At 69.3% G+C, this 6,044-nt stretch carries 5 protein-coding genes and 1 pseudogene; all 6 read left to right on the forward strand.

What is annotated here, in order from left to right; translation table 11 throughout:
- The first annotated feature begins 411 nt into the window (after positions 1-411).
- Positions 412-1,908 (forward strand): hypothetical protein, encoded by a 1,497-nt coding sequence (locus tag ACFVZW_RS25040; RefSeq protein WP_384525246.1) that lies wholly within the window; start codon positions 412-414, stop codon positions 1,906-1,908.
- Between the two features lie 595 nt (positions 1,909-2,503).
- Positions 2,504-2,875: pseudogene (locus ACFVZW_RS25045) on the forward strand (NAD(P)/FAD-dependent oxidoreductase); the annotation flags it as partial.
- 278 nt (positions 2,876-3,153) lie between these two features.
- A complete protein-coding gene (locus tag ACFVZW_RS25050) occupies positions 3,154-3,357 on the forward strand; it encodes a cold-shock protein (RefSeq protein WP_030939356.1) in 204 nt (67 codons plus the stop codon).
- A 249-nt stretch (positions 3,358-3,606) separates the two neighbouring features.
- Positions 3,607-5,118: a DEAD/DEAH box helicase gene (locus ACFVZW_RS25055; protein ID WP_384525249.1), complete on the forward strand. Its 1,512-nt coding sequence runs from the start codon at positions 3,607-3,609 to the stop codon at positions 5,116-5,118.
- Positions 5,119-5,164: 46 nt separating this feature from the next.
- The gene (locus ACFVZW_RS25060; protein WP_384525252.1) at positions 5,165-5,569 is read left to right on the forward strand and encodes a CBS domain-containing protein; all 405 of its coding nucleotides are present in this window, start codon (positions 5,165-5,167) and stop codon (positions 5,567-5,569) included.
- A 48-nt stretch (positions 5,570-5,617) separates the two neighbouring features.
- The gene (locus tag ACFVZW_RS25065; RefSeq protein ID WP_384525255.1) at positions 5,618-5,929 is read left to right on the forward strand and encodes an SCO5918 family protein; all 312 of its coding nucleotides are present in this window, start codon (positions 5,618-5,620) and stop codon (positions 5,927-5,929) included.
- Positions 5,930-6,044: the final 115 nt, after the last annotated feature.

Raw genomic sequence — 6,044 nt, forward strand, 5'->3', positions numbered from 1 at the left:
TACCCTTTCGCGCGCGCGCTGTCAGCTCCCCACCAGCTCTCGCGCGAGCCCGCCCCCCGCCCCCCCCCCCCCCCACTCTTCGTTGTCTAGACCTGTCAGCCCTTGCCGTGCCCTCCGCGTGCCCCATCTCGCGAAAATGCCCTGGCAGGAAGCCTGCTCGCGCAGCGCTTGGATCACTCGGACGCCCGGCGGTCTCGAGTCACGAGACACGTTTTGTGACCTGCGCCAATCTCTGCACATCCGGGCGTGAATTCGCGCTACTAGAGGCGCAGTTGCCACTCCGTCCACCTCTGCACAGACCGCAGCAGCCATGGCGACGCCCCAGGCAGGCCATCAGGTGCCGCGGGAACCGGGGTCACCCGGATGCCCAGGCCGACTGCGTCCCTCTCACGCAACGCCGATCCTGATGACATGACAGCCAGCGGACCGCAGGTCATCGTCCACGCACCCGACAGCCGGGGGCTGCGCGAGGTCAGCGTCGCAGGGAAGAGCGTGGGCCGGGCGTGGTCGCGCCGGGACCTCCGCCGGGTGTTGCGGCGGGCAGGTATGCCCGCGGACATCGACCTCGGTCATCCCGGGCAGGTCCGATGGCAGGCCGACCCCGACCTGTGGCCGGACCGACCTTGGTGGAGGCGCATCCAAGCCTGTCTCATGATGCTCGGGCTTCTGGTTTCCGCAGCCGTGCTCTTCCGGGTGGGGCTGACGGACACCCTCAGAGCACTGACCTTCGGCGGGCGGGTCATGGGTGTGGTGTTCCTGACCGCCGCGGTGGTGGAGACGGTCGCGGCAGCGGCAGTCCTTGACCACTGGGGCAAGCGGTCCACCCGGTATGCGGGGCAGTGCGTCCTGCTGGGGGTCGTCATCGTGGCCGTCACCAGTCTGATGTTCCTGATCCTGCAGTGGGAGGGGGGCTACCACGCAGGGTTGTTCTGGCTGTGGGTCTCCCTGGTGGCGTGGTCTGCCTGGGCACTGTGGGAGGTGAGCCGGCACAAGGTCTGGCAGGGGATTCCGCACCCGAAGAGTTTCGCGACCGGAGTCGCCCTGTCCGCCCTCATCGGTTCCGCGAGCGTGGCGTACTCCGCCATGTACACCCCGTACGTCGCCCCGCCCAAGGTCCCCTTCATGGTCTCCTTCGGGAAACCGACCATGAACGCCGCCCGCACCAGCTTGTACGTACCGGCCCACCTCACGTTCCGTAACGAGGGATCCATCAGCATCTTCGTCGTCGGAACGCAGTGGTCGGCCACGATCTGGCCGAGCACCTTCCGTGAGAAGGGCACCGGGCTGACGAGGTGGCGGGACGAACTGGGCGACGGCTGGGACACCCACAGCCACGAGGACTTCAACGCCCCGGCCCGCCTCCTGGCGGCAGGACAGATCACCTCTGCCGGCAGCCGCCTCGACCCCGGTGACGACTTCTCGAAGCAGGCCGTCATCGAAGTGCCGCTGAAGGACGCCGGTCAGGGACGCGTCGAACTGGACGCAGCGATCTCGTTCATCCGGGCCGACCGCTGCAAGCTCGCCAACAGCTACCCGCAGTCGATCGAGTACTCGTGGGACGTGGACTCCGCCGATCGGAAGCACGTCTGGGACGCCCCACCCTGGCTCGCGAACCCGGGCGATGACTTCTTTCGCTACCGGTCGAGGATCTACCGCAGCAGCGCGATCATGAACATGACTCAGGCTCCCGACTGGGCGGCCATGTGGTGGGTGATCCCGAAATGGCGTGAGGGACAGCCCTTCGCGCCCGGAGACACCATCCCCTACATGCAGGTCCACATCGCCCGTGACCCGGACAGCCAGGAAGTGCTCAGCGAGGACGAGCAGGAGCCGTACGGCATGAAGACCAGGTCGACGTCGGTCGATCAACCGGTTGCCCTGCTCCGCCGGGCCGCCGAGAAACCGTAGGCAGTACCGGCGCCGGCACATCGCCCGCATGCGGCCGACCTTCTGTGGGAGGCCGTGCCACAACCTGCCAGTGGGGGCGGTAAATCTCGGTCAAGAAGGGTGAGCCGGACGCATCCAGCAGAGAGCCCTCCAAGGGAGTTCGCGCAGGTCAGAAGCCATGCACACGCCCAAGTGCCGGGTGATTCCCAAGCTTATGGCGCGGGTTCGATTCCCGTCATCCGCTCCATAACGAAGCCCCAGGTCAGAGACCCGGGGCTTTTGTGTTGTCCAGACCTTTCTGGACTCGCGCGCCATTCGCATGCCATAACGCCCCTCATGGCCGCGCCCGAGGCCACGTGGCCCAAGGGCCAACTGGCCGCGCTCGGTGGAGTACTGGGTCTGCTGCCGCTCACCGCACCTAACTCCGTGAGGACCGACCTCGAACGGACCACGCCTTCGAGCGCGCCACCCGCTCCCGCGTCACCGCCGATCTCGCCCGCCACGCATGCGAGGCCCTGGCGGGAAGCACGGCGCGGGGCCGCGACCGGTCCCCCGTTCCGGTCGCGGCCCCGTCCGTGCGGGTGTTGAGGTCGGTCACGAGCCGCAGGAAGTCACCGACAGCGAGATCGCCGAGATCAAGTCCGAGAACGGCATGCTCGCCGGCGTCGCCCTGCGCGACACCTTCACCGGCAAGACCCGCGACCTCGACGCCACCGGCCTGTTCATCGCCATCGGCCACGACCCGCGCACCGAGCTCTTCACCGACCAGGTCGACCTGGTCGACGAGGGCTACATCAAGGTCGAGGCTCCCTCCACCCGCACGAACCTCCCCGGCGTCTTCGCCGCCGGCGACGTCGTCGACCACACCTACCGCCAAGCCATCACCGCCGCCGCCAGCGGCTGCCAAGCAGCGCTGGACACCGAACGCCACCTGGCAGCACTGGCGCACAGGGTCGCCGCGTCGGTCACCGTCCGACGCTCTGAATGAATACCTGTGTTCGCGGCCTGAGATTTTAACGACCATCGCGGAGAGGGTTTTTGCCAGCGACACACAGGGGGGAAATATTCGACGCACACGGACTACGGTGACCGTGCTACTGTCGAACTCAGTTGCAGTTTTGGTACCCACAAAGCTTCAAGCGCCTCCGGCCGGTCACGCGCCGTACGGAAGCGCTTTTTCCGGTCATTTTCCGGGCAGGGCATCATCGCGGCGACACGGTGTCCGTACGGTACGGACACCGGCGTACTGCCCTAAGGAGATATGACATGGCTACTGGCACCGTGAAGTGGTTCAACGCGGAAAAGGGTTTCGGCTTCATCGAGCAGGACGGTGGCGGTCCTGACGTGTTCGCCCACTACTCGAACATCGCCGCCCAGGGCTTCCGCGAGCTCCAGGAGGGCCAGAAGGTCTCCTTCGACATCGCGCAGGGCCAGAAGGGCCCGACGGCCGAGAACATCGTTCCCGCCTGACGCTGACGCGTAAGACGTAGCTGGGGCCCGCATCCCTCGGGGTGCGGGCCCCAGCTGCCTGCATTTCGCAGGGTCCTCACGCACACCTGCGTCTCTCATATTTCTTTCACGCCCGCTTGTGCCGACAATTTCTTGTCCTGAGCCAAGCCGCCTGCTTTCGCGTTTCATTCGGCCCGTGCCCGTGATTACCCATGCTGCTTCTCCGCGCGGGAATTCCTCGATACGCGCCGTATCAAAGGAAGGTTCTGAATGAACCCCACACGCACGAACAGCCGTTCCTCCCGCACCCGCCGCAACGGCGGCCACACGTACGACTCCTCCGCCGGAACGGGCCGGGGAGGTCGCTTCGGTTCGTCCGCGCCGAGCCGTTCGGGAGGTCCGAGCCGGTCGGGCGGTTCCGGCCGGCGGCCCGCCCAGGTGCAAGGGGAGTTCGCCCTGCCGAAGACGATCACTCCGGCGCTGCCCGCCGTCGAGGCGTTCGCCGATCTCGACATGCCGAAGACCCTGCTGGCCGCGCTCACGGCTCAGGGCGTGTCCGTGCCGTTCCCGATCCAGGGGGCGACACTGCCGAACTCCCTGGCGGGCCGTGACGTCCTCGGACGCGGCCGGACCGGCTCCGGCAAGACCCTCGCCTTCGGCCTGGCCCTGCTGGCCCGCACCGCCGGACAGCTCGCCGAGCCCCGTCAGCCGCTCGCGCTCGTCCTGGTCCCCACCCGGGAACTCGCGCAGCAGGTCACGGACGCCCTCACCCCCTACGCCCGCGCCGTGAAGCTGCGCCTGGCCACCGTCGTCGGCGGCATGCCGATCGGCCGGCAGGCGAACGCGCTGCGGAGCGGCGTCGAGGTCGTCGTGGCCACCCCCGGCCGCCTCAAGGACCTCATCGACCGCGGCGACTGCCGGCTGAACCAGGTCGCGATCACCGTCCTGGACGAGGCCGACCAGATGGCCGACATGGGCTTCATGCCGCAGGTCACCGCGCTCCTGAACCAGGTCCGCCCCGAGGGCCAGCGCATGTTGTTCTCCGCGACCCTGGACCGCAACGTCGACCTCCTGGTCCGCCGCTACCTCACCGACCCCGTCGTCCACTCCGTGGACCCCTCCCAGGGCGCGGTCACCACGATGGAGCACCACGTCCTGCACGTGCACGGCGCCGACAAGCAGCGGCTGACGACGGAGATCGCGGCGCGCGACGGCCGGGTGATCATGTTCCTGGATACCAAGCACGCCGTGGACCGACTCACCGAGGACCTCCTCGGCTGCGGTGTCCGGGCCGCCGCCCTGCACGGCGGGAAGACCCAGCCGCAGCGCACCCGCACCCTCGCCCGGTTCAAGACCGGGCACGTCACCGTCCTCGTCGCCACGAACGTCGCGGCGCGCGGCATCCACGTCGACAACCTCGACCTCGTCGTCAACGTCGACCCGCCGACCGACCACAAGGACTACCTCCACCGCGGCGGCCGTACCGCGCGGGCCGGCGAGTCCGGCAGCGTCGTCACCCTGGTCACCGCCAACCAGCGCCGCGACATGAACCGCCTCATGGCCGCCGCCGGCATCGTGCCCGAGACCACCCAGGTCCGCTCCGGCGAGGAGGCGCTCACCCGGATCACCGGCGCGCGGACCCCCTCCGGGATCCCCGTGACGATCACCGCGCCGCCCGCCGAACAGCGCAAGCGCGGCACGACCTCCCGCGGCCGACGCGGCCCCGCCTCGGCCGCCCGGCGCGCCGGCGGACGGCGTTCCGTTGCCGGCGCGGCAGCCTGAGCGCCACGTGATCCGGAAGCCGACCCATCTCCGCAGGAGGCACGCTGTGACGCTGGTCCAGATGCAGCACTGCTCGACGCATGCCGCCCTCGCACCCAGGACGGTGGCCGACGCCGTGGACCCGGCCGGACCACAGGTCTGCGACGACATGACCGTCGAGGTGGCCCTGTCCGTCATGGCCGGGGCCCGCACCGGGCACTTGCTCGTCTGCGACAACGACGGTCAGTGCACCGGCCTGGTCACCCGGACCCAGCTCACCGCCGTCCGCGACAGCGCCGTCTACACGGACCGGCTCCAGCTGCGCGACCTCTCCGGCGACGGCGGGCCGCTCACCTCGGCCACCGCCTTGACGATCGGGCGGGCGGTACGTCCCCGGATCGTCACCCCGTCCGTCGTGGGCGAGCAGGACGACGCCCAGGGCGCCCCCGCGCCCGCCCTCGTCCTCGCGTGAACCGCCTCACCACGGCGGAACCATCCCCTTCCCTCCCTGTGAGGCATCGTGCGCTGTGTCATCGCCCGCTTCCCGTTCGACCTCACCAAGAGCGGCGTCCTGGAGACCATGCGGGGCGTCAAGCCCGAGGAGGTCGTCGGCGAGTCCGTGATCATCGGCCGCCGTACCTACCCCGTCAAGCAGGTCGGCCAGGCCATCACACACCAGGACCGCCGCGACTTCAGTGCCGGTGAAGTCCTCCGCGCCATGACCAAGCTCGGCTTCACCTGTCGCGGCCTTCCCCAGAACACCGCGCCCGCCCGCGGCCTCGACCCCCTCCAGCACGCCTCCGCGATGCTCGGCGCCCCGGCAGCGGCCTGACCGTGACCCACGGGCGAACGTGAGCTGACACTCGGGCAGCCGAGAGGGGGGGGGGCGGCCCCCCCCCCGCCGGCCGCCCCCCGCCGGGGGGGGTGTGAGAGTACGCCGCGCCCAC

The organism is Streptomyces sp. NPDC059567 (assembly GCF_042735655.1).
Lineage (GTDB): Bacteria > Actinomycetota > Actinomycetes > Streptomycetales > Streptomycetaceae > Streptomyces.